The sequence below is a fragment of the Chryseobacterium sp. FH2 genome (assembly GCF_001045455.1).
GTDB lineage: Bacteria > Bacteroidota > Bacteroidia > Flavobacteriales > Weeksellaceae > Chryseobacterium.
This window is the reverse complement of the sequence record NZ_LFNE01000013.1, coordinates 55629-80053: the sequence shown is the minus strand read 5'-3', so window position 1 is coordinate 80053 and position 24425 is coordinate 55629. Positions and strand designations below refer to the sequence as shown.

The 24425-nt window shown below is 34.5% G+C and carries 23 protein-coding genes; 11 read left to right on the top strand and 12 right to left on the bottom strand.

The annotated features are described in order from the left end of the window. The first annotated feature begins 355 nt into the window (after positions 1–355). The 6 genes from ACM39_RS17165 (at position 356) to ACM39_RS17140 (ending at position 4935) form a co-directional block, all read left to right on the top strand. Entirely contained in the window at positions 356–1525 is a 1170-nt protein-coding gene (locus tag ACM39_RS17165) for a hypothetical protein (RefSeq protein ID WP_131701481.1), read from the top strand. Positions 1526–1906: 381 nt separating this feature from the next. Next, on the top strand, positions 1907–3298 hold the full coding sequence (locus ACM39_RS17160) for a T9SS type A sorting domain-containing protein (RefSeq protein WP_165585136.1): 1392 nt from the start codon (positions 1907–1909) through the stop codon (positions 3296–3298). A gap of 52 nt (positions 3299–3350) precedes the next feature. Then, a complete protein-coding gene (locus ACM39_RS17155; RefSeq protein WP_048512277.1) occupies positions 3351–3632 on the top strand; it encodes a hypothetical protein in 282 nt (93 codons plus the stop codon). A 3-nt stretch (positions 3633–3635) separates the two neighbouring features. Beyond that, entirely contained in the window at positions 3636–4076 is a 441-nt protein-coding gene (locus ACM39_RS17150; protein WP_048512276.1) for a hypothetical protein, read from the top strand. A 10-nt stretch (positions 4077–4086) separates the two neighbouring features. Then, entirely contained in the window at positions 4087–4452 is a 366-nt protein-coding gene (locus ACM39_RS17145; RefSeq protein ID WP_048512275.1) for a hypothetical protein, read from the top strand. A 9-nt stretch (positions 4453–4461) separates the two neighbouring features. Next, positions 4462–4935 (top strand): hypothetical protein, encoded by a 474-nt coding sequence (locus ACM39_RS17140; protein WP_048512274.1) that lies wholly within the window; start codon positions 4462–4464, stop codon positions 4933–4935. A gap of 82 nt (positions 4936–5017) precedes the next feature. On the opposite strand, the gene carB is transcribed toward ACM39_RS17140, so the two are convergent. From carB to ACM39_RS17120, 4 genes are all read right to left on the bottom strand, one after another. Continuing rightward, positions 5018–8197, bottom strand: coding sequence for a carbamoyl-phosphate synthase large subunit (gene carB / locus ACM39_RS17135; protein ID WP_048512273.1), 3180 nt, complete (start codon positions 8195–8197; stop codon positions 5018–5020). Between the two features lie 261 nt (positions 8198–8458). Next, positions 8459–8905 carry an IS200/IS605 family transposase gene (tnpA, locus tag ACM39_RS17130; protein ID WP_048512272.1) on the bottom strand — a complete coding sequence of 149 codons (447 nt, stop codon included), beginning with the start codon at positions 8903–8905 and terminating at the stop codon, positions 8459–8461. A 28-nt stretch (positions 8906–8933) separates the two neighbouring features. Then, a complete protein-coding gene (locus ACM39_RS17125; RefSeq protein WP_048512271.1) occupies positions 8934–10019 on the bottom strand; it encodes a carbamoyl phosphate synthase small subunit in 1086 nt (361 codons plus the stop codon). Positions 10020–10122: 103 nt separating this feature from the next. Beyond that, complete coding sequence (locus ACM39_RS17120) at positions 10123–11013, bottom strand: aspartate carbamoyltransferase catalytic subunit (RefSeq protein ID WP_048512270.1); 891 nt, start codon at positions 11011–11013, stop codon at positions 10123–10125. 247 nt (positions 11014–11260) lie between these two features. On the opposite strand from ACM39_RS17120, the gene ACM39_RS17115 reads away from it, so the two are divergent. Beyond that, entirely contained in the window at positions 11261–11722 is a 462-nt protein-coding gene (locus ACM39_RS17115; protein WP_048512269.1) for an Lrp/AsnC family transcriptional regulator, read from the top strand. Between the two features lie 149 nt (positions 11723–11871). On the opposite strand, the gene argH is transcribed toward ACM39_RS17115, so the two are convergent. The 8 genes from argH to ACM39_RS17075 all read right to left on the bottom strand — a co-directional run bounded on the left by argH (position 11872) and on the right by ACM39_RS17075 (position 20294). Beyond that, positions 11872–13176 (bottom strand): argininosuccinate lyase, encoded by a 1305-nt coding sequence (gene argH / locus ACM39_RS17110; protein WP_048512268.1) that lies wholly within the window; start codon positions 13174–13176, stop codon positions 11872–11874. Positions 13177–13510: 334 nt separating this feature from the next. Then, entirely contained in the window at positions 13511–14593 is a 1083-nt protein-coding gene (locus ACM39_RS17105) for a M20 family metallo-hydrolase (protein ID WP_048512267.1), read from the bottom strand. Then, entirely contained in the window at positions 14568–15362 is a 795-nt protein-coding gene (gene argB / locus ACM39_RS17100) for an acetylglutamate kinase (protein WP_048512266.1), read from the bottom strand. The genes ACM39_RS17105 and argB overlap by 26 nt, the downstream gene beginning before the upstream one ends. Positions 15363–15365: 3 nt before the next feature. Continuing rightward, complete coding sequence (locus ACM39_RS17095) at positions 15366–16328, bottom strand: N-acetylornithine carbamoyltransferase (protein WP_048512265.1); 963 nt, start codon at positions 16326–16328, stop codon at positions 15366–15368. A gap of 12 nt (positions 16329–16340) precedes the next feature. Continuing rightward, complete coding sequence (locus ACM39_RS17090) at positions 16341–17480, bottom strand: aspartate aminotransferase family protein (protein ID WP_048512264.1); 1140 nt, start codon at positions 17478–17480, stop codon at positions 16341–16343. Between the two features lie 87 nt (positions 17481–17567). Then, complete coding sequence (gene argC / locus ACM39_RS17085) at positions 17568–18530, bottom strand: N-acetyl-gamma-glutamyl-phosphate reductase (RefSeq protein WP_048512263.1); 963 nt, start codon at positions 18528–18530, stop codon at positions 17568–17570. Beyond that, a complete protein-coding gene (locus ACM39_RS17080; protein ID WP_048512262.1) occupies positions 18527–19723 on the bottom strand; it encodes an argininosuccinate synthase in 1197 nt (398 codons plus the stop codon). The genes argC and ACM39_RS17080 overlap by 4 nt, the downstream gene beginning before the upstream one ends. Continuing rightward, positions 19695–20294, bottom strand: coding sequence for a GNAT family N-acetyltransferase (locus ACM39_RS17075; RefSeq protein ID WP_082140640.1), 600 nt, complete (start codon positions 20292–20294; stop codon positions 19695–19697). Before ACM39_RS17075 ends, ACM39_RS17080 begins: the two co-directional genes overlap by 29 nt. 160 nt (positions 20295–20454) lie before the next feature. Here ACM39_RS17075 and ACM39_RS17070 point away from each other — a divergent pair, with 160 nt between their 5' ends. The 4 genes from ACM39_RS17070 to ACM39_RS17055 all read left to right on the top strand — a co-directional run bounded on the left by ACM39_RS17070 (position 20455) and on the right by ACM39_RS17055 (position 24402). Next, positions 20455–20871 carry a terminase gpP N-terminus-related DNA-binding protein gene (locus ACM39_RS17070; RefSeq protein ID WP_048512261.1) on the top strand — a complete coding sequence of 139 codons (417 nt, stop codon included), beginning with the start codon at positions 20455–20457 and terminating at the stop codon, positions 20869–20871. Between the two features lie 251 nt (positions 20872–21122). Continuing rightward, positions 21123–22502, top strand: a complete 1380-nt coding sequence (locus ACM39_RS17065) for a hypothetical protein (RefSeq protein ID WP_048512260.1) — start codon at positions 21123–21125, stop codon at positions 22500–22502. Positions 22503–22550: 48 nt separating this feature from the next. After that, positions 22551–24131, top strand: coding sequence for an MFS transporter (locus ACM39_RS17060; RefSeq protein WP_048512259.1), 1581 nt, complete (start codon positions 22551–22553; stop codon positions 24129–24131). A gap of 43 nt (positions 24132–24174) precedes the next feature. Further along, entirely contained in the window at positions 24175–24402 is a 228-nt protein-coding gene (locus tag ACM39_RS17055; protein WP_048512258.1) for a DUF6814 family protein, read from the top strand. Positions 24403–24425 lie beyond the last annotated feature (23 nt).

Genomic DNA, 24425 nt, shown 5'->3' with positions numbered 1-24425 from the left:
GAAAACATTACATCTAAAAGATTTTAATTTATACTATCTCGTTTTTTAAATTATTTTTTTCGTAAATATTTCTGCTTCGAATATATTTCCTAATTATCTTCTACATATGAAAATTTCCTATATCGCTTAAAATTTTAAACATAAAAAAACCTCGCAAGAAAAACTTACGAGGTTGAAATATTTTAATCAAAAATTACATTGTTTCCATTTTGAAACTCATGCTTTCGATAACTTTTAGAATCGCTTCAACTGTATCCATTGATGTTAAACAAGGAACACCATTTTCCACACTCATTCTTCTGATCTGGAAACCGTCTCTTTAGAATAATATGTATTTTTGAACATTAATAAAATCATGATGAAAAGAATTATCCAGTTTTTTAGAAAAAAGAAGAAAGAGACGTTGGCAACCAATTTTAAGAAGCCGGAACTTCCTCCATTTTTCACTGAAAGAAAAATTGAAAAAATATATCCTATCGACTTTCCAGGAGATAAATTCGGCAGATTTTCTAATTTCTTCGATTTTAATTCCTCATATAATTTCATTCTATTTTTAGATTTAACTTCTAACTCTGATTATCAAATATATCTGAAAGAAAATTTTCCAAAACTCCAAAATCAATTTTCTGAAAAGGACAGAAATTTTATTCAAATTCCTGATTATACCGAAAATACTGAGCTTATTGACTACAAATACTTTTTTCCGAACTCAAGCACTGAGTTCAATAACTTCAATAATATCAGTAAAGAAATGTACAGCAATATTGATTCTTCTATTTTGCAATTTCTTGGATATAAAGGAAACATTAAAACCGGTTTTCTGAGTGTCTATGAAAGAAATATTGTTTTTGTAGAAAAACTTGAAGATGAAACAATTTCAGATTACGTTGAAAAATATATTCTGAATCTTAGAACAAAAAATTCTGAACAAAAGCATACTATTTTTTATTCATTAGATAAAGAAAATGATTCAAAGAGATTTGAACCGTCGATTGAAATTGATATTGACACCGAAAAAATAGTAGAAGAAATTCACCTTAGAGTTCAGAAACTTGTGGAGACCGGACATTTCTTTTTAATTGCACCTTTGATGGAAAAGCTGATTAAGCAACCATTTTTCTCAAATACTACACTCAGTCCGATAAAAATCACATCAGACTATCAAATACTTCTGCCCGATTATGATTTGGAAATCAAAATGAATCATCTTACAAAGGCTATTTATTTTCTATTTCTTCATGAGAATAGACCTATTGATCTAAAACAATTATCATTATACAAAGACAAGCTCTTCACTTTTTATAAATACATTTCATATAAAAATTCACTAGATGAGATGGAACAATCCATTGATGCCTTACTAGAACCTGAAAGTAATCTCATTTATATGCATCTGTCGAGAATTAAAAGTGCTTTTATCAAAAAGATGGATTATAATTTTGCAAAAAACTATTACATCGTTGGTTCGAAAGGCAGGCCAAAATATATCAGTTTAAACAAGGACTTAATTATTTGGGAAAAATAATTTTAGTTTGCAATATTGCAAGTTTCAACACTCAACATATAATTCATCTATTTTTGTATTAAATAAATGACAGCTAAAAACGGAAAGTCAAAAAAAGTAGCGTTGATGTTATAAAAATTGTATTTTTGCAATTACATCAACGAAAAAGAAGAGTTTAAACTTTTGCTTTTGTAATACGAATCGGCAAAATTCATCACCGTACAAAATGCAAACAGTTGAGCTCCTTGCCTTATATGGCGAGGGCTTTCCTGTTTTATGTGCGGAGGCTTTGCCGAGCCTGTATTACTAAAGCGTGGAAAAGTTCCTCGCTTTTTTTGTGGGTTTACGGGAAGCTGTAAGAAATACAAAAGAAAATTTAATAATTTTAAAATAAACAATATTATGAGAAAAATTTTATTACCGTTATTGTTGTTACCTTTTATAGGTTTCGCTCAAAACGGGTGTTGGAAAGAAACTGTAGCAGCAGGATCATTTAATTCTGCATTTATAAAAGCAGATGGAACACTTTGGACAACTGGCTATAACCAATATGGCATACTAGGAGATGGAACTACAAACAGTAATACTCTTCAAAAAATTGGTTTAGCAAATGATTGGAAAAAAATTTCAATGAGTTTCAGACATGTAATTGCAGTCAAAACAAATGGAACACTATGGGCTTGGGGTAATAATGAATATGGAAATTTGGGAGATGGCACTAATATTCAAAAAAATTATCCAATACAAATAGGCAATGATACTAATTGGAATATGGTTATCACTGATTATTCAGGCTATTCATCTGGTGCAATAAAATCAGATGGAACATTATGGAGGTGGGGTAAAAATGATGTTGGACAAATAGGTGACGGAACAACAGTTGATAAAAATATTCCAATCCAAATAGGTGTAGATAATAATTGGACTAAAATTGCAATAGGAGAAAAGCATACTTTAGCTATTAAATCTGATGGAACTTTGTGGACATGGGGATTTAATGGATGGGGTGCTCTTGGATTAGGAAATTCATATTATTACCAATATACTCCGATACAACTTGGAACTTCCAATGATTGGCTAGAAATATCTGCAGGTCAAAGTAGTAGTTATGCAATAAAATCAAATGGCACTCTTTGGGCTTGGGGGCAAAATGATAAAGGTCAATTAGGAGATGGTTCAACAGTTGACAAAATGATTCCTATACAGATTGGGAATGATAACAATTGGATTTCAATTTCTGCAAATTATGAAAATTGTTTAGGACTAAAAAATGATGGATCATTATGGTCTTGGGGGCAAAATACATCCGGGCAAATAGGAAATGGATTAAAAGATAATAGTAATGATTATTCAGGAAGTATTCTTAGTCCCATTAATATATCAAATGGACGCACTTACACCAAAATCTCTTGTGGTACATCTCACAGCAATGCTATAGATTCGCAAAATAATGTCTATTCTTGGGGATCTAACAGTGGAAGCTATGGAATTTCTCCAAATATAGCACCAGTATTTATTCCTACTAATTTTATAAATTGTAATACTTTATCTTTAAAAGAAGAAAATCTGACTATCTCTAAAATCTATCCCAATCCATCAAGAGATTATATAAACTTTGAATCTAAAAAAGAAATTTTGCAATTAAAGATTTATGATTCTACAGGAAAAATAGTTTCTAATAAAAATCTACCAAACAAAAGAATAGATGTATCATTCCTACAGAAAGGAAATTACTTAATTTTTATTAAATTTGAAGACAACACTACGAATTCTTATCATTTTATAAAAGAATAAATAAGCTTTTCAAAAAAAAACACTGATTTATAAAAAATCTATAACTAAAATTATGTTTGGACTATTCAAAAAAAGAACTGGAATTGATAATTTTTCAAATGATTTAGTAAAATATTTTGAAAAGATTATCTCAAAGGTTAGACAACAAATTGGTAATGATAAAGTTGCATTCCCTATTATTGCTTCATCGGCACTACTTGATGCAGAAAAGGAATTTAAAATTCAAAAACAAAAATTAGCTAAGGATTACTCCATTTCAGAAGAGGAGGTTGATCGAATTATTTCGCAAACATCAAAAGCTGTTTTTGATAAATATTTTAAAATTGGTTATTAAGATATGTTTACAAAATTTTTACTCAAAAACGGACCTGGTTCACCTGGAAATACTGCTAAAGTTTTAATAGATCAATTTAATCAACTTAATCAAAGAATTTTAGCAAGTGAACCGAATGAAATCTATACACATATCTTAACAAGTAGAATTATGATTTCTCATGCAAATTCCCAAAATTACTATTCAAGATTATATGATTTGGATAAAATAATGGAATTTATAGAAAATGATATATGCACATTAACTTTTTTAGTGCTTTTCTCAGAATCAGAAACTTTCAGAACCGCTGTAAGACCCAATAGATATGGTGATTCTTCTTTTGATATTGTGACAGAAGTAATTTTTGAAGTTTGCAAGAAAAATAGTTGGTTGAGTCAATTTGATATTGATAAATTCAGAGATAAATCGAACAAAATCTGCAGACTACATATCTATCATTTTTAATTTTACAAGCATGAAAAAATTATTCACAATATTTTTCACTTTCCTCGTTTTTATTTGTTTTTCTCAAAACAAGTTCACAAAAAATTTTACACTTTTTTCAATTATAAAAAATGGTGACATAAGTGAAATCAAACCTACACAAGCTTCTGTCGTGTATGATTTTACTTCAAAAAAAATTACAATTAATAAATTAGACGGTCAGAAAGAAGTTTATAAAATTACTTCTAAGTCTCAAAAATCTAACGCGAGCAATGGCGAAAAATTTCTTGAAACAATTGCTACAGATGGTAATTATAATTTTTTATTTAGATTTTTAGAAAATAGATTAATGATTATAAATATGGTTACTCGAAATGGTTTAGTTTTTTATAAATAATTTTTTAATATGCTTATAATAGGAATAATTGCTTTAATAATTATCATTTATTTATCTGATAAAAACAGACATAAAAAGGAGATTATTGACAGGTTAGATAATGAAAAAAATCAACTATTAAAATCGAAAAACAGTGAAGAATTAAGGATCGGAGAAAAGATTGTAGAAGAATTTTATAAACTATTGCATGCTAACTCTCCGAGATTAAAAGTAAATACTCACGTAAATGAAATTTTCAGAAAAAGAACGTTTGTATCCTCATTACAGGGAAATAAAAGTTGTTACTTTGAAATTATAATTAAAGACAATAATGTGATCACGATTGAGTTTGATGCTCATACATCTTATAATAGTGACGACAACTATCATTATTTCACTTACAGTGAAAATATTACCATGACTGCAAAAAAACCTTGGGTTACAGCTATTGATCAAATGATTTATGAAAAAATAATTGATGGTAATTGCAAAACTTTGTATTAAATTTTGTGAACCAATTTCTTTATGATATGAATAAAAAGCGGAAGAAAAAATCTTCCGCTTTACTTTTATCTCAATCCGAAAACTACATCGTTTCCATCTTAAAGCTCATACTTTCAATCACTTTCAAGATTGCTTCAACTGTATCCATTGATGTTAAACAAGGAACACCGTTTTCTACACTCATTCTTCTGATTTGGAAACCGTCTCTTTCAGACTGTTTTCCTTTGGTCATGGTGTTGACAACATACTGAACTTTTCCTTTTTGAATCAAATCAATAAGATTAACGTCTTCCTCCCCGATTTTGTATCCTATTTTACAAGGAATCCCTTTTTCTTCAAAGAACTTAGCTGTTCCTTCCGTCGCCCAGATCCTGAAACCAACTTCATGGAATCTCGCTGCCAAATCAGCCGCTTCCTGCTTGTGTTTATCAGCTACCGTGAACAAGATTGAACCGTGCATCGGAACTTTTCTTCCTGCTGCAACCAATCCTTTGTAAAGTGCTTTTTCCAAAGTAGTGTCTTTACCCATAACCTCTCCTGTAGACTTCATTTCAGGGCCTAAAGAGATATCAACTTTCGTTAGTTTCGAGAAAGAAAATACAGGAACTTTCACAAAAACACCTTCTTTATTTGGAACTAAACCATTTTTATAGCCTAAATCTTTTAGTTTTTGCCCTAAAATTGCTTTTGTAGCCAGGTTCGCCATCGGAACATCCGTAATTTTAGACAGGAAAGGAACTGTTCTTGATGAACGTGGATTTACTTCGATTACATACACATTTCCTTCGAAAAGTACGTATTGAATATTCATTAAACCAATCACATTCAATCCCTTAGCCAGTCTTTGTGTATAATCTACTAAAGTATCAATTTCCTGTTGAGAAACATTTTGTGGAGGATACACCGCAATAGAGTCTCCAGAGTGCACTCCCGCTCTTTCAATATGTTCCATAATTCCCGGAATAACTACTGTTTCTCCGTCACAGATTGCATCCACCTCAACCTCTTTTCCGGTGATATATCGGTCAATCAAAACCGGTTGATCCGGACTTGCTTCCACTGCATATTCCATATAATGAGCCAATTCGCTTTCTGTGTAAACAATTTCCATTGCCCTGCCTCCCAAAACGTAGCTAGGACGAACTAAAACCGGATAACCTATTTCGTTCGCAATTTTTATCGCTTCTTCTTTTGAAGTGGAGGTTTTTCCTAAAGGCTGAGGAATTCCCAATTCCTGAAGAGCTTTTTCAAATTTATCTCTATTTTCAGCCCTGTCTAAATCTTCCAGGGAAGTTCCCAAAATCTGAACGCCATGAGCAGCTAATTTGTCAGCTAAATTAATTGCCGTCTGACCTCCGAATTGTACTACAACTCCTTTGGGTTTTTCAAGTTCGATAATATTCATTACATCTTCTTCCGTCAATGGCTCGAAATATAATTTATCTGAAATCGAGAAATCTGTAGAAACTGTTTCAGGGTTGTTATTGATGATAATTGCTTCATAACCCATTTCTTTGATTGCCCAGACTGAGTGAACTGTGGCATAGTCAAACTCAACACCCTGCCCGATTCTGATTGGTCCAGAACCTAGAACGATGATTTTTTCTTTGTCTGATGCTACACTTTCGTTTTCTTCTTCGTAAGTTCCGTAGAAATATGGGGTTTCAGATTCGAATTCAGCAGCACAAGTATCTACCATTTTGTAAACCGGCATGACTCCGTTTTCTTTTCTGAAATTGAAAACTTCGTTCTGCGTTGTATCCCAAAGAACAGCAATATTTAAATCTGCAAATCCTAATTTTTTAGCCTGCATTAAAACTTCCTTATCAAATTTATTGTCAGCAATAACTTTTTCGAAATCAATTAATTTCTTGATTTTCCAGATAAAGAATTTGTCGATTTTGCTCCATTCTACGATTTGTTCCCAATCATATCCTCTTCTTAAAGCATCACCGATGATGAACAATCTTTCATCGTCACAAACTCTGATTCTTCTTTCGATTTCTTCTGCGGTAAGTGCTTCAGCCTGTTTAGTTTTTAAACCGATATGCCTGATTCCCGTTTCAAGAGAACGGATAGCTTTTTGTAAAGATTCTTCAAAATTTCTTCCGATAGCCATTACTTCTCCTGTCGCTTTCATCTGTGTTGAAAGTCTTCTGTCCGCCGTTTCGAATTTATCGAAAGGGAATCTTGGGAATTTAGTTACCACATAATCTAAAGCTGGTTCGAAACAAGCGTAAGTTTTTCCTGTAACCGGATTCATAATTTCATCTAAAGTCAGACCTACCGCAATTTTTGCCGCAATTTTTGCAATCGGGTAACCAGTCGCCTTACTGGCCAAAGCAGATGAACGGGAAACTCTCGGATTAACTTCGATAATATAATATTCAAATGAATGTGGGTCTAAAGCCAGCTGTACGTTACATCCTCCCTCAATTCCTAAAGCTCTGATGATTTTTAATGATGCGTTTCTCAATAACTGATACTCTCTGTCAGAAAGTGTCTGAGAAGGTGCTACTACGATTGAGTCTCCTGTATGAACCCCAACCGGATCTATATTTTCCATATTGCAAACTACAATTGCATTGTCGTTCGCATCACGCATTACTTCGTATTCAATTTCTTTGAACCCTGCAATTGATTTTTCGATAAGACATTGTGTAACAGGGCTATATTTTAAACCTAGTTCAGCAATTTCTTTTAATTCAGCTTCGGTGGCAGCAATACCACCTCCTGTTCCGCCCATTGTGAAAGCAGGACGGACAATCACAGGATAACCGATTTCGTTAGCAAAATTTAATGCTCCTTCTACTGTATTTACGATATCCGATTCCGGAACAGGCTCATTTAATTCCCTCATCAGTTCGCGGAAAAGATCCCTGTCTTCTGCCCTGTTGATTGCTGAAAGTGTCGTTCCTAGAACTTCAACTTTGCACTCTTCAAGAATCCCTGATTTTTCCAATTCTACCGCCATATTTAGACCAGTCTGACCTCCAAGAGTAGGTAAAAGCGCATCCGGACGCTCTTTTCTGATGATGTGACTTACAAACTGAAGTGAAATCGGCTCAATGTAAACTTTATCCGCGATTTCAACATCCGTCATAATCGTGGCAGGATTTGAATTAATCAAAATTACCTTATAGCCTTCTTCTCTCAAAGACAGACAAGCCTGCGTTCCTGCGTAATCAAATTCCGCTGCCTGACCAATGATGATTGGTCCTGAACCGATTACTAAAATTGTTTTTATATCGTTTCTTTTCATTTTTTCTTTTTTATTATTCCATGGATTGCATCCGTGACCATTATTGTTGAACCACTTCGTGGTTCGGATTTATTTTTCTTGTCATCTCCCACAGATTTTATCCGTGGCCATTGTTGTTGAGCCATTTCATGGCTCTGCAATCATTACATTTCCGTTTTCCGGGCAGCCACGAAGTGGCTGAATTTTAATAGTCATAGGTGAAACCTATGAATTGGATAGTTAATCACATTCAAACAACCCATTTCATGGGTTGAATCTTATTTACCACAGATATTTTTCATCAAATTCAATTCCATGAGATTTTAGCAAATTTTTATATTCAACCTCAAAAGATTCATTTTTATGATGTTCTTTTTGGTTTTTAATATAATTGATGATCATATCCTTTTCTCTTTCTGAATAAGTGAATGCACCGTAACCATTCTGCCATTCTTCAAAATCAGGAAATAATCCGTTTTGCTTTATCCACAAGTTGCTTGAAACCTTTATATCTTTTACAAAACTGCTCAAAGAAACAGATGGATGCAAATCTGTAAATAAATGAATATGATCCGGCATTCCATTAATCCTATAAAGCTTACAGTTTTTATTTTTAACAATTCCCCAAATGTATTTATATAACTCGTCTTCATATTCAATATTTAACACAGGTTTTCTGTGCTTGGTACTAAATACAATCTGATAATATATTTGGCGAAAAGTTGACATTTATATTTATTTAATATAACCTTACAAGTTATTGATTCTTCTTATTCTTAAAATCTTCCATCAACTGGATAAATTCATCAAATAAGTAGTTTGCATCCTCAGGACCTGGGCTTGCTTCCGGATGATACTGAACTGAGAAACAAGGGTGGACTTTGTGTTTCAAACCTTCATTTGTTCTGTCATTCAATGCGATGTGTGTTTCAATTAAATCTGTTCCTTTCAAGCTTTCCTGGTCAACTGCATAACCGTGGTTTTGAGAAGTGATAGCCACTTTATTTTTTTCTAAATCCAACACGGGGTGATTTCCTCCCCTGTGTCCGAATTTTAATTTGAAAGTTTTTGCTCCACAAGCTAAACCAATCAATTGATGCCCTAAACATATTCCGAAAATTGGAACTTTTCCTAAAATTCCGCGAATCATTTCAAGAGCCTGCTGATTGTCTTCAGGGTCACCAGGGCCGTTTGACAACATAACTCCGTCAGGATTCATCAACAAAATTTCTTCCGCTGTTACGTCTTGAGAAACAACCGTTATATCACAATTACGCTGAGATAACTCCCTGATAATACCTAATTTAGAACCAAAATCTACAAGTACTACTTTAAATCCTCTCCCAGGATTAGCATAAGGCGTTTTTGTCGAAACCTGCTCCACCTGATTGGTTGGGAAAGTAGTTGATTTTAATTCTGAAACTACTGTGCTTTCGTCTGCATCAGCGTTTACAATTTTTCCTTTTACCACTCCATAATTTCTAAGAACTCTTGTCAGCCTTCTTGTGTCAATTCCTGAAATTCCTGAAAGGTTTTTCTTTTTAAATAATTCATCTAAAGTAATCTGAGTACGGAAATTCGATGGCAAATCACAAAGTTCTTTTACGATAAGGCCTTTGATAGCCGGCTCAATACTCTCATAATCATCTCTATTAATCCCATAGTTTCCGATAAGCGGATAGGTCATACAAACAATCTGCCCGCAATATGACGGGTCAGAAATAAGTTCCTGATAACCAGTCATCCCGGTATTGAAAACTACCTCTCCTGCAGTTTCCAATTCTGCTCCGAAACCTTCTCCATGAAATACTTCACCGGACTCCAGTATTAACTTTTTCTTCATTTTTAAATTAGATATTAGATTTAGAAATTAGAAGTTAGTTTTCCAACACTTCCATTTCGTTATTTATTTCTTATGCTTTGTCTTTGTTCCTTATTTTATAAGCCTACTTAAAAGTATAGCCTTCTTTTTCCAGGGCTTCTTTTAAAATAGCCATTCTTGCGAAAACACCGTTCTGCATTTGTTTGAAAACTCTTGAACGTTCGCATTCTACCAAATCTGTGTCAATTTCAACTCCTCTATTAATCGGAGCCGGATGCATAATGATGGCCTCTTTTTTCATAGCTTTTTCTCTTGTTTTCGTCAAACCATATTTTCTGTGGTAATCAGAAGCAGAGAAACTCATTTTTGCATCATGCCTTTCGTGCTGGATTCTTAATAACATTAAAACATCCACTTCGGCGATTAATTCATCTACAGAAAGATAAGTTCCGTTAATTAAAGCCCCTTCATCAAACCATTGTTCGGGGCCTGAGAAATATACTTTTGCGCCCAGTCTCCTTAATGCTTCAGCATTTGAATTCGCAACCCGGCTGTGTTTTACATCTCCTACAATTCCTACTTTTAAACCTTCAAATTTTCCAAATTCCTGATAAATTGTCATCAAATCAAGCATGCACTGAGATGGGTGGTTCCCCGTTCCGTCTCCTCCGTTGATTACAGGAATTTTTATATTTTTTAATTCGTCAAAATACCTGTCTTTTTTATCTCTGATTACAACTAGATTTACACCTAAACTTTCAATCGTTTTTACCGTATCATAAAGGCTCTCTCCTTTGTTTACAGAACTGTGAGAAGCATCAAACGGAATAACCTGCAAACCTAGTTTTCTTTCGGCAATATCGAAGCTTGTTTTTGTTCTTGTACTGTCTTCAAAGAAAAGATTTGAGCAAAAAACTTCTCCTTCAATTTTGGCAGTTTTCCCATTCGCAAAAGCCAGTGCTTCTGTTACTATACTGCTGATTCTCTCGGTGGTTAGTTCTGTAATCGTAAACATAATTCTTAATTTTTTTACAAAAAAAAAGCGAAGAAAATATCTTCGCTTACTATAAATAAATATCGTAAAGGGCGCCTACGCCCGGTAATTCTAATGATATAAATATTGTGTTATTCATTAGGTGCAAAGATACAAAAATTTCATAAACTGACAAAACCAAATTTTCAAATAAATTAAAAAATTTTAATCTTTCCTTATTTTCATTTTTAAAATACTATTTTTGTTAAACTCAACTTATTATAATTATATGGATTTAAAAGACAAGATGATTCTCAGTATTATTCAGGAAGATTCTACCTATTCGGTAAAAGAAATTTCAGAAAAGATTGGTCTTACCTTTACTCCGACGTATGAACGTATTAAGCAACTGGAGAAACAGGGAATTATTGAGAAATATGTCGGTCTTTTAAATCGCGAAAAATTAGGGTTAAACATTGTCGTTTACTGCAATGTTCGCCTGAAAGAGCAATCCCAAAAAGTTCTGGAAACTTTCGAAAAAAATATTGGAAAGCATGATGAAGTCCAGGAAATCATCAGTCTTTCCGGCGAATATGATTATATGCTGAAAATTATCGCAAAGGATATTAATTCTTATAATGAATTTGCTGTCAATGTAATTTCAAATATTCCTAATATCGGGCAATATCACAGTTCCATTGTGCTTCACGAGGTAAAAAAATCTACTAAATTTAAAATTGATTTGGATTAAAATTTAAATTGAATCATTAAGAATATTTAAGGAGTTAAGTTTAATTAAGAAAATCTAAAGATTTTTTAATTATTACTTTTTATAATTTGCTTACAGATGCTCTCCTCAACTACTTTTAACTCCCTAAATAAAACTTAATGGTTTAAAAATCAACCCAATAATTTATTTTTAAGTTTATTAAACTGATATTCTACTTTATCCAGACAAAGATTGCCAATACTTCCCTGGTGAGTATGACTTAGATTTTTTATTTCAAAATCAAAGTTATTGTTCTCAATCTCCTGCCCGACTTTCACATACGCATCACGGAATGAACTTCCATTTTTCACCTCCTCATTGATTTTCTCTACACTGAAAAGATATGTATACTTTTCATCCTCCAAAATTCCGTCCTTCACCTGAATATTCGGCAACGTATAATTTAAAATCTCCAAACATTCTTTTAATGAATCAATTGCCGGGAAAAGAATTTCTTTTGTCAGCTGCATATCTCGGTGATAACCTGACGGAAGATTATTCGTCAACAAAATAAACTCATTCGGCAACGACTGAATTCTGTTGCAACGCGCACGAACCAATTCAAAAATATCAGGGTTTTTCTTATGAGGCATAATGCTGCTCCCCGTTGTAAACTCCTTTGGAAAGCTGATAAAATCAAAATTTTGGCTTAAATATAGACAAACATCATATGCAAATTTCCCCAACGTTCCCGCCAAAGTCGCCATTGCCATCGACAACATTTTTTCTGATTTTCCACGCGTCATTTGGGCATAAACGGAATTATAATTCATCGATTGAAAGCCTAAGTTATAGGTCGTACTCTCACGGTCAATCGGGAAAGACGAACCATACCCTGCCGCTGAACCCAATGGATTTTTATTAATGATATTTTTAACCGAGAAAAGCATTTCGACATCATCTAACAACGCTTCGGCATAGGCTCCAAACCACAATCCGAACGATGAAGGCATTGCAATCTGCAAGTGGGTGTATCCGGGCAGCAAAACATTTTTATGTTGTTCCGCCAGATTAATTAATATCTGAAAGAATGCATCCGTTAAAACTGTAATATCACGGATTTCATCTAGCAAATATAATTTTATATCCAACAAAACCTGGTCATTACGAGATCTTGCCGTATGAATTTTCTTCCCTGTATCGCCTAATTTTTCAATTAAAATAGACTCAACCTGCGAATGAATATCCTCCGCATTTTTATCAATTTCAAAAGTTCCGTGCTCTATTTCTTTTAAAATCTCCGTCAAAACAGACAACATCTGTCCTGATTCTTCACTGGAAATAATTCCAGCTTCTGCCAACATTTTACAGTGCGCCATCGAACCTTTAACATCATATTTTGCTAAACGTTCATCAAAATCAAGATCTTTTCCCACTGTAAATTTATTCACTAATATATTGGTGGCCAGGTTATCCTTCTGCCATATTTTTTTCATATTTCTTTCTTTAAAAATTGAGTTTGTTTTGACAACTCAGCAGGGCATCCTTATTATTTCTGTAACTTTAAACATCTCCACTTTTTAAAGCCTTTCATTTTTAATTTAAACTTTTGCATAAATCTTTATTAAAAATATTCAAACTTCATCGCCTGCTGAGTAAGGTCAAAACATTAAAAACAAATTAAAATCAAATGCTTTACTTTTGCCTTGAAATCGAAGATTCGACGTAGTCAAACAAAACAAGCAAAAATTCAAGACTGGAAACTTTCGATAAAAATAAATTCTAAAAATTCTAAATCTTGCACGAATTCAACATTGTCTCGCATTCGTTTTATAAAACTTTTTCAAGGATTTGGATATAAATCTCAATTCCCTCTTTTATTTCATCTATATATATATACTCATCCGCAGTGTGCGATCGCCTGCTGTCACCCGGACCGATTTTCACTGATATGCAAGGAATAATAGCCTGGTCGGATGATGTTGGTGAACCATAAGTTATCCTCCCAATTTCCAGTCCTGCCTGTACAAACGGATGTTCCAGTTCAATTTTTGAGGAATTTAACCTGAAAGATCTTGCTGTTAATTTTGATTTCATCTGAGACTGGATAATTTCAAATGCTTCTTTATTGGAATATTCATCGGTAACTCTCACATCCAGCGTAAAAGCACATGATTCCGGAACTACATTATGCTGAACTCCGGCATGAATTCCTGACAACGTAATTTTAACTTCACCCAAATAATCTGAAACTTTCGGAAATTTGAAGTTTAAGATATTCCGCAAATCTTCCATACATTTTACAATTGAGTTATCAGCATTAGGATGAGCGGCGTGAGAAGGAGTGCCTTTCATTTCCCCGTCTATGACCAAAAGTCCTTTTTCCGCAATCGCCAGATTCATCTGCGTTGGTTCCCCTACAATAGCAAGCTCGATATTTGGTAACTGGGGAAATAAAGCTTCAATTCCGTCAAAACCTGAAATCTCCTCCTCTGCCGTCAAAGCAATAACTAAATTATATTGTAAATCTTCTTTATCATAAAAATATAAAAAAACCTGCGCCATCGAAACCAAAGAAGCTCCCGCATCATTACTTCCCAATCCGAATAATTTTCCATCTTTTTCAATCGGCAAAAACGGGTCTAACGTATACGCTTTGTTGGGTTTTACGGTGTCATGATGCGTATTCAGTAAAATCGACGGCTTGAAAACATCAAAATTTTTATTCACGGCCCAAATGTTATTTTTAAAACGTTTGGTAGGAATCTGATGTTTTTTGAAAAAATTTTCAATCTCTAAAGATGTGTTAAATTCATCTTTACTGAATGATGGAATTTCAATCAGCTTCGTCAATAATTCAACTGCGTTATTCAGTAATTCTTCTTTACTATAAACAGATTTCAGTTCCTGCATGATGGCTTTCTATATGGCTTTTAAGTTCAGTTTCTTTTATTAAGAATACCTTATTTACATTATTTTTTACCGCTCCAAGAGCATTTTCCAGCTTAGGCAAAATCCCTTTATGCAATTTTCCTTCACTTTTCAATGTTGAAAATTCATCTTCGGTAATATTTTTGATGACAGACTCAGGATTCTCGATATCTTCCAAAACACCCTTTTTATCAAAACAATACAATAGTTCAACATCATATTTTGAAGATAAAGCCTGAGCAATCACTGATGCAATGGTATCTGCATTGGTATTGAAAAGATTTCCTTTTTTATCGTGAGTGATTGCAGAAAACACAGGAACCAATTCAAGTTTAAGCAACTTTGAAATCAGTTTTCTGTTCACACTTTTCTCAGTAATATCTCCCACAAAACCGAAATCAATCTCTGCGTGTTCTCTTTTTTTAGCTTTAATTAAATTCGCATCAGCTCCCGAAAAACCTATTGCTTTGCATTTTTTCTGCTGAAGTTTTGCCACAATATTTTTATTAATTCCTCCTGCATATACCATCGTCACAATATCCAAAGTTTCTTTATCCGTGATTCTTCGTCCGCTGATCATTTTTTGCTCAACACCCAATTTATCAGCCAAAGTAGTTGCTAATTTTCCGCCACCGTGAACCAGAATTTTCTTTTCCTTAATATTAGAAAATTGCTCCAGAAATTCGTTCAATAATTCATCATCATCAATTAAAGCACCGCCGATTTTCACAACAAAAAGCTTTTCTTGCATGATTTAATTATTTGTATTAATTCCATCTAAAATTTCAGAAAAAACAGCCTGAGCCGAGAAAATCCGGTTTTTTGCCTGTTGATAAATGATAGAGTTTTCCCCATCCATTACCTCATCACTTAGTTCTACATTTCGGCGAACAGGAAGACAATGCATCACTTTTGCCTGATTGGTATTGGCTAATTTTTCATTCGTTAACATCCAGTTTTCTTTCACTTCAGGCATTGCTGCATAATCATCAAAAGATGACCAGTTTTTCACATAAATAAAATCTGCATCTTTCAATGCTTCATCCTGATTATGAACTACTTTTACGTCTTTTGTAAAGTTTTTATCCAAATCATAGCCTTCAGGATTGGCAATTACCAGCTCAACATCCATTTCCTGCATCCATTCTGCAAAAGAATTTCCAACCGCATGAGCAATCGGTTTGATGTGAGGTGCCCAGGTTAACACCACTTTCGGCTTACTTTCTTCTTTCCAGCTTTCGGTAATCGTGATACAGTCTGCCAAGCTTTGCAAAGGGTGACGTGTTGCCGATTCCAGAGAAATAACAGGAACTTTTGCATGTTGCTCAAACTGACTTAAAATGCTTTCATTCACATCATCTTCCTTGCTTTTCATTCCTGCAAAACAACGAACTGCAATAATATCGCAATATTGATTCAATACTTCGATGGCATCTTTAATATGTTCTACGGTACCACCGTTCATTACAGCTCCGTCTGTGAATTCTAAGTTCCAAGCTTCTTGTGCTGCATTTAACGTCAACACATTTAATCCTAAATTTTGTGCTGCAATCTGGCTGCTCAAACGGGTTCTCAAACTTGAGTTTAAAAAGACAAGTCCTATTGTTTTTCCTTTTCCTTTCTCGGTTTCCGAAAGAGGATTCTCTTTAATTTGTAAAGCTTTATTTATGATTTCCTGTAAGTTTTCAACATCACTTACAGAGGTAAATTTTTTCATTTTGAATTAATTTTAAAGATTTTCTAAAACAGATTTCAAAGCACCAATGAATATATCGGTTTCTTCTTTTTTAATGTTAAGCGCCGGAAGAATCCTCAACACAGCCTTATCATTGGAGTTTCCTGTGAAAATATGATGATTGTATAACAGACTGTTCCTCACTTCTGAGCAATCCCTGTCTAGCTCAATTCCAATCATCAAGCCTTTCCTTCGGATGGTTTTAATATGTGGAAAATCTTTAATTTTATTTTCAATATACTCTCCCATTTTTTGAGCATTTTCGATGAGATTCTCATCTTTCATAACATCCAGTACAGCAATCGCAGCAACACAGGCCAAGTGATTCCCCCCGAAAGTTGTTCCCAATAATCCGTTGCTTGCCTGAAATTTTGGATGAATCAAAACACCACCAATCGGAAATCCATTTCCCATTCCTTTTGCCGTTGTAATGATATCGGCTTCAATTCCAAATTCCTGATGGGCAAAGAAATATCCGCTTCTTCCGTAACCTGACTGAACTTCATCCAAAATCAAAACCGCATTATATTTTTTACATAAATTTTTGATTTTAGTTAAAAATTCAACCGTTGGAATCATAATTCCTCCAACTCCCTGAATTCCTTCGATAATTACGGATGAAATTTCATTTCCCTGATTTTCAAAAATTTCTTCAAGCTGTTCGAGATTATTCCATTCTGATTTGATGAATCTTTCGTCATAATTGACCGGAGCAACAATTTTAGGATTATCTGTTACAGAAACGGCTGCAGAAGTTCTTCCATGAAACGAACCTGAAAAATACAGCACTTTCTTTTTCCCGTTGTGAAAAGAAGCCAGTTTTAAAGCATTTTCGTTTGCTTCGGCTCCTGAATTACACAGAAACAAACTGTAATCTTCCAAACCGGAAAGTTTTCCTAATTTTTCAGCCAGTTCAGTTTGCAATTCATTCTGAACCGAGTTTGAATAGAAAGATATTTTCTCTAATTGTTCTTTTAGTTTATTTTGATAATGCGGATGGTTATGTCCGATAGAAATTACAGCATGACCTCCATAAAAATCGAGATATTTTTCTCCTTTATCGTCCCAAAGAAAAGAACCTTGGGCTTTAATTGGATTTATATTAAATAACGGATATACGTTGAATAAATTCATTTTTTAGTTGATGGTTTCTGGTTGATAATTGCTGGATTCGGGATTCAAATTTTAAAAATTCACGATTAAATTATTGACTATTCACATTTAAAACGCAATTGGTTTTAAATTCAATCCTGAATTTTCTGCCCAACCCATCGCAATATTCATGTTTTGTACAGCCTGTCCCGAAGCTCCTTTCAACAAATTGTCAATCGCTGAGTGAATAACCGCAACATTTCCACTCTTTTCTATATGAATCACACAGCGATTGGTATTGACAACCTGTTTTAAATCAATTGCTTTCTCGCTTACCTTTACAAAAGGCTCATCTGCATAAAAATCCTGATACAATTGATTGATATCTGAAAGTTCTAAATTTGTTTTCATTGTGGAACTCGTAAAAATCCCTCTCGCAAAATCTCCTCTCCATGGAACAAAATTCAGACTGATTTCATTAGTATTAAAAGAAATTAACTGCTGTAAAACCTCATCGACATGCTGATGTGTCAAAGTTTTATACGCCGAAATATTATCATTCCTCCAAGTGAAATGCGTTGTTGACTGTAAAGACTGACCTGCTCCCGTAGAACCGGTGATTCCCGTTGTATACACTTCATTCAACAAACCTTTTTCAGCTAATGGAAGCAAAGCTAACTGAATCGCTGTTGCAAAACATCCCGGATTTGCAATACTTTTTGCTCCTAGAAGTTGTTTTTTGTTGATTTCAGGTAATCCATAGATAAAATTTCTGTTTCCCAAACTTCCATTCAAACGAAAATCATTTCCTAAATCAATAACTAACGTTTCATCTTTTACGGTATTTTGAGTCAGCCAATTCTGACTTTCTTTGTGAGGAAGACATAAAAAAAGAATATCTACATCTTCAGATTTATCAGTTAAAACCATTTCACAAATCGCCGTTAAATCCGGGTACAAATCTGAAATCTTCGCCCCCGAATTTGAACGACTATATAAAAAACTCAAAGACACATTGGGATGAAAAGCCAGCAGACGTACCAGTTCGCTTCCTGTGTAACCGTTGGCACCTATTATTCCTACCGCCTTCATATTTTCACTCCGTTTACCTGGTGATATATATTTAAAGAATTGCTTACAATTTTCGTGTAACCTTTCACATCTTCGCCTGTCCAAGCTCTGTTTGCTTCGCCGTAGCTTCCAAATTTATCGGACATTAAGTCATGTTCTGATTCAATTCCGTTTAAAACAAATCGATACGGATGAAGCGTTATAAATACCTTTCCGCTCACTTTTTTTTGAGAATCAATTAAAAAAGATTCAATATTTCTCATCACAGGGTCTAAGAAAAGTGCTTCGTGAAGCCAGTTTCCATACCAGTCGGATAATTGGGATTTCATCATCTGCTGGTATTTTGAAAGCGTATGTTTTTCCAATAAATGATGTGCTTTGATAATCACAGATGCCGCCGCCGCCTCAAAACCAACTCGCCCTTTAATTCCTACAATAGTATCCCCCACATGAATATCACGACCGATTCCGTAAGCAGAAGCCAATTCTTCAATTTTTTGAATCGCATAAACCGAATGTTCAAAATGAACTCCGTTTACCGCGACAACCTCACCTTTTATAAACTCAATTTCCAATTCGGAAGGCTGGGTTTCTTTAATTTGTGAAGGAAAAGCTTCTTCGGGGAGATAATTTCTTGATGTCAGTGTTTCTTTTCCTCCAACTGAAGTTCCCCAAAGCCCCTTATTTACAGAATATTGAGATTTTTGGAATTCCATTTCATATCCGAGATTTTTGAGAAATTCAATTTCCTCCTCACGGGACAGTGCCATATCGCGAATCGGCGTAATGATTTCCACATTCGGACACATCACCTGAAAAATTAAATCGAAACGAACCTGGTCATTTCCCGCTCCCGTACTTCCGTGGGCAATCGCATCAGCACTGATCTGAATCGCATATTTTGCAATCTCCTGCGCCTGAATGGTACGTTCAGCACTTACAGATAATGGATATGTATTGTTTTTTAGTACATTACCAAAAATCAAATACTTTACACAAGAATTGTAGTAATCTTCCTGAGCATCAACACACCTGTATTCTTTTACCCCAAGATTTAAGGCTTTTTTCTCAAGCTCTTTTTCTTCTTCTTTAGAAAAACCTCCGGTATTTACAGTTACTGCATACACTTCATATCCAAGTGCTTCACTCAAATATTTCGCACAGTAAGAGGTGTCCAAACCTCCGCTAAACGCTAAGATGACTTTCTTGCTCATTTTGATATTGATTTTCGGGTTGATTATTTACAACACCATTTACTTTATTATTATCTGGAACGAAAAGCATTGCCGTGCAAAGGCAGTTTTTACGTTCCTTTTTCATTAAAATTTCATAATTCACACAATTCCTGCATCCATTCCAAAATTCTTCGTCTTGTGTCAATTCAGAATAGATTACCGGTTTATAGCCTAAATCACTATTGATTTTCATCACGGCAAGACCTGTCGTGAGCCCAAAAACTTTCGCAGTTGGATATTTTTCTCTAGATAATTGGAAAACTTTATTTTTAATTAAAGTTGCCACCCCCCTGTTTCTGAAATTCGGTGAAACGATAAGCCCTGAGTTGGCTACAAACTGACCATGTGACCAGGTTTCTATATAACAGAAGCCCACCCATTCCCCATCTTCAGTGGCTACTACAGCATTGCCTTCTGAAATCTTTTTGCTTAAATATTCTATGGAACGTTTTGCGATTCCCGTTCCTCTTCGCTGTGCAGAATCAAACATTTCCTGCTGTATTTCGCTCACATACATCAAATGTATGGATGAGGAAATTTCTATTTCCATTTATTTATCTAAATTTTTTGGCAAATTTAAAACATAATAACTTTAAAAACCAAATTAAAAAGATATTTTTTTTGTTTAAACAGGATACGCAGGTAAATTTATCTTTAATAAAAAATATTATTTTGGTAAATTGATATATATTTGCTAAAAATATATAGTTATGGAAAATACCTGTCCAAAATGCAGCAGTAACAAAATCGTAAAAAGCGGAATCGTTAATGAAAAACAACGCTTTCTATGCAAAAACTGCAACTATTATTTTACCGTAAAAAAATTGGGAAAACAAATAGACGATTACTATGTAACTAAAGCATTGCAACTTTATCTTGAAGGTTTGAGTTTCCGTGAAATAGAAAGAATTATAGGGGTTTCTCATGTTACAATCAGCTCATGGATTAAGAAATATAATATTACACGACCTCCTCATTCAGAATTCCATCCTGTATATAAAATTTTAAAACAAAATGAATTAATTGAATACATTGCTCAGGAAGAGAACATTAAAAATTCCGGATTGATTATTACTCAGTTTGCCGATAAATATATGCTGATAAAATGGGAAAGGTTTAAAAAATAAAACTAAAAAAATTGGAATTATTCATCATACATTATAAGTTTTTCACAAAATCAACAGTTAAAAAATAACAATCTATTAATCAGAATATTAAAGTTAAAATAATTTAAAAACCTGACATTTTCACAACTCACAATTCATAATCCATAAACTTACAACTATATACCTACCACTAATATATATTAAATTTTTATAAATAAATTATTAATTACAATTTGGCTTTCATAAAAAACAACGCCAAAAATTGATAATTTATGAAGAAATTACTCACTTTTATTGGATTAGCCTTAATCAGCAATTCTTTATATGCTCAAGGTTCACCTGACTATGGAAGCGGGCTTAAATTAAACCTCAATCCACAAGGTGATAAATACATTAGATTAATTCTCTGGGATCAGTTTTGGCTCAGAAATACCCAAATGAACCCCGGAAGTATAATTGGTGGGGAACCAACCGACAATTCATGGAGTCTAGGAAATCGAAGGTTACGAGCTTTGGCATATGCTCAGATTTCCAAAAGATACATGATTCTTGCCCATTTTGGAATTAATAATCAGACCTTTATCAACGGTGGTGGCTCCGGAACTTCGGGAACAGGAGGCTACGGAAACGGTAAAAAACCACAGATGTTTTTCCATGATGCCTGGAATGAGTACGCCGTTATCATGCCCGGAGAAGCAGGAAAATTCAGCTTGACTTTAGGAGCGGGACTACATTATTATATGGGGCTTTCCCGTATGACCATGGCTTCCACACTAAACTTCCTTACTGTTGATTCTCCTATTTTCACCTGGCCTTTAATTGATAATTCCGACCAGTTTGCAAGACAGCTTGGAATGTTTGCCAAAGGAAAATATGGAAAACTGGAATATCGCTTCAGTTTAAATAAACCTTTTGCAACAGATTTAATCCCAGCCGATGTTACAGATCCTTCAAAAGCTGTAGCAGTTGACAACAACGGAAATCCTAATTTCTCAAAAGCAGGATATGTCGAATATCAATTTTTAGATGAAGAGTCAAACTTACTTCCTTTCAAAGTGGGCTCATATTTGGGAACAAAGAAAGTTTTCAATGTTGGTGCAGGTTTTTATCACCAAAAGGACGGAACCCGTACCTCCGTAAATTCAAATATTGAAAAACATGACATCACGTTAGTTGCAGTCGATGCTTTTGCGGATATCCCTTTGGGAAATGCTAAAAATAAAATGGCAGTTTCGGCATATGCAGGATATTACAATTATCAATTCGGTCCGAATTATATCAGAAACTTAGGAATTATGAACATTGCTTCGTCTGACCCCAATTTCATTGGTGATAAAGCCATTGCAGGAGCAGGAAACCTACAGCCTACCATCGGCACAGGTAATATTATCTATGCACAGGCGGGTTTACTGTTGCCAAGCCAGGCAGAAAAACCGAAAATCAGAATCCAACCGTTCGCGGCTTATACACATAAAAGTTTTGAAGCATTTGATAAATCTTCTTCACAATTTGATGTAGGCGCAAACTGGTTTATAGATGGGCATCACGCGAAAATTACAACGCAATATTCTACAAGACCCGTTTATACAAGCCCGACGGGAAGCCCTTCTTCAAAAGGAGAATTCATTGTTCAGTTCCAAATTTATTTATAAAACCCGGAAAACTCAATATCAATTTTAACTAATATTAAATCAAGCAATATGAGCGAAAATCATCATAATACCTACGAAAACATGACCGATAAGCAGAAAAACCGCACTATTTGGAGCGTTATCACTGCCTCATCCCTTGGAACTCTTATAGAATGGTATGATTTCTATATTTTCGGAAGTCTGGCAATTGTTTTGGCGACAAAATTTTTCCCTGCAGACAATCCCACCGCGGCATTTTTATCTACACTGGCCACCTTCGCTGCGGGATTTGTGGTAAGACCATTCGGAGCATTATTCTTCGGAAGATTAGGAGATATTATCGGAAGAAAATATACGTTTTTAGTGACTTTATTAATCATGGGGTTCTCAACATTCCTCATCGGATGTATTCCCAGCTACGAAACCATTGGATTTATGGCGCCGGTTTTAGTTTTAATCTTAAGATTATTGCAAGGATTAGCTTTAGGCGGAGAATACGGAGGTGCAGCGACCTATGTTGCAGAATATGCACAACCCCACCGAAGAGGCTACTGGACTTCCTGGATTCAGACAACAGCAACAGCAGGGCTTTTTATTTCATTAATTGTAATTTTAATTACAAAGAATACTCTTTCCGCAGAAGAGTTTGATGGTTGGGGATGGAGAGTTCCGTTTTGGATTTCCATTTTAATGGTAGGAGTTTCTTACGTCATCAGAAAAAATATGAAAGAATCCCCACTTTTTGCTAAAGCTAAAAGCGAAGGAAAAACTTCAAAAAACCCTTTAAAAGAAAGTTTCGGGAATAAATTTAATTTCAAATTTGTCTTATTGGCATTATTCGGGGCCGCGATGGGACAAGGGGTAATCTGGTATACCGGACAGTTTTATGCGATGAGTTTCCTTCAAAAAGTAATGAATGTAGAATCCGCACAGGTCGATTCATTAATGGCAACAGCTCTGTTTTTAGGAACACCTTTCTTCGTTTTCTTCGGATGGCTCTCTGATAAAATCGGAAGAAAAGCCGTGATGATGACGGGAATGTTAGTCGCGATTTTAGCCTACAGACCGATTTATGATTCTATGTTTAAAAGCGTAAATCTTGAAACTAAAACGGTAGCCGCTAACGGAATTACAGAAAAAAGAATCGTAAAGATTCATGATAAAATTGCGACGGACAGTTTAGTAACTTTCCATAAAGAAACCCTTTACACAGACGGAACTTTAATTAAAAAAGACAGTGTTGTCCACTGGTCGCCAACCGGAGCTGTAATAAAAGACGGAAAAGCAGAAGAACCAAAAGTTTCTCAAAGCTTGAAATTAGCAGACAACACAAAATGGTACCTGGTGTTTTTAGTTTTCATTCAGGTGATTTTTGTAACAATGGTTTACGGTCCGATTGCAGCTTTTCTGGTGGAAATGTTCCCGGTAAGGATCCGTTATACTTCAATGTCTCTGCCTTATCACATAGGAAACGGGGTCTTTGGAGGATTGCTTCCGGCAGTTGCAACATACTTGGTAACAACGGGAAAAGAAGCAGGGCACGCAACATGGTATCTGGAAGGACTTTGGTATCCGATTGGAGTTGCTGCAGTATGTTTACTGATTGGATTATTCTATCTTAAAAATAAGAACAATAATATTCACGATTAAACACCGAATCACTTAAAAATTTATTAATTTTAAAACTACTAAAATGAACGGACTAAAAAAAATATTAGGCATTCTTTGGATTGCAGTTGCTTTGGTTGTAGGCTATTTCGGAATAACCGTTTTAGGGATTCCAAAAATCACCTCCGGAAAGCAGGAAGATTTGGTATTCGGAATTATCATTCTGTTTGTACTGATGCCAATTATTTGTGGTGGAATGGCAATTTTCGGTTACTACTCATTAACAGGAGAATATTCTGACGATAAAGTTTAAATAAAATAAGTTAGTGATAATTG